The following is a 1,288-nucleotide window of genomic DNA, read 5'->3' on the forward strand; positions in this document are numbered from 1 at the left end:
CGCTATGGCCGAACTTTCCAGATCGTTCCACTTTATTCCTCATTGCCACTGGCCTGGTCCGCGTTCGCTCGCCACTACTAGCGGAGTCTCGTTTGATGTCCTTTCCTCTGGGTACTTAGATGTTTCAGTTCCCCAGGTTCGCTTCTAACACTCTATGTATTCAAGTGTAGATACCTTATTATTGATAGCTAGAAACCGATATAGTTCTCGCTCGCGCGCCGTACCGCCCCTTCGGGGCTGGCGCTCCGCGGGGGCGGCCATCCGGCCGACGACCTAGCGGTCTGTAGGGGTCTAAATCCTACAGCGTTCGCTCCAACTATATTGATTTTCTAGCTATCTAAGGTGGGTTGCCCCATTCGGAAATCCACGGATCAAAGGGTATTCGCACCTCCCCGTGGCTTATCGCAGCGTATCACGTCCTTCATCGCCTGTGCATGCCAAGGCATCCACCAAATGCCCTTAAGACACTTGATCGTTCTCATTGCCAATGCTCATCAGTGCGATCCCGAAGGGATCGTCACGTCGCAAATCCGAAGGATTTGTCGCGCACCACGGCGCAATCTCGAAGAGATTGTCGCCACAGACGCCCTACGGCTTACTCGATGATCATCAGCAGAAAGACCAGCTTCTCGAGATACAATCGGTGGCAGCGGTTAGGCTTGCCAATCATCTGCAAGGGTTAATGAGCGTCCCTTGCGACACCGGATATTCATCCGGTCCGATTACATCTTCTCTTCACGATTTTCATACAGAACAGGCAGATCATTCAGCGAACGATCCGCAAACTTGGTTTTCCCATGGATATCGGCAAATCCGCTCAACACCAAAAGTCCTGGTGGAGCCGGACGGGATCGAACCGACGACCCCCTGCTTGCAAAGCAGGTGCTCTCCCAGCTGAGCTACGGCCCCTCAAGATTAAATGGTGGGCCTGGGAGGACTTGAACCTCCGACCTCACGCTTATCAAGCGCGCGCTCTAACCAACTGAGCTACAAGCCCTAGCTAAGAGCACACGCTTAAACGGTCTAGCGCCCTCGAAGCGAAGCTTCGCAAGGCCGACCGGCCGTCGCGGCTCGTGCCGCGCCCCCGCGGAGCGCCAGACTTCCGAAGGAAGACGGTACGGCGCGTGAGCGATATCCATGAAGAAAGAGAAACGAAGGCGGCAGGTCCGCGTGTCGACCATTGAATGACTTTCAATGATCTATTGTTCTAATAAGAGGTTTTTGCCTGCCTTGCGACAAGGCTAAAAACGTCTTCCTTAGAAAGGAGGTGATCCAGCCGCAGGTTCCC

General features: G+C 54.2%; 2 tRNA genes and 1 rRNA gene. All 3 read right to left on the minus strand.

The window, feature by feature from the left end:
- Positions 1–474 (minus strand): 23S ribosomal RNA (locus ACOWVG_RS19255); the annotation flags it as partial.
- Between the two features lie 359 nt (positions 475–833).
- A tRNA-Ala gene (locus tag ACOWVG_RS19260) sits at positions 834–909 on the minus strand.
- 11 nt (positions 910–920) lie between these two features.
- Positions 921–997 (minus strand) — tRNA-Ile (locus ACOWVG_RS19265).
- Between the last annotated feature and the right edge of the window lie 291 nt (positions 998–1,288).

The organism is Brucella sp. IR073 (genome assembly GCF_049065735.1).
GTDB lineage: Bacteria > Pseudomonadota > Alphaproteobacteria > Rhizobiales > Rhizobiaceae > Paramesorhizobium.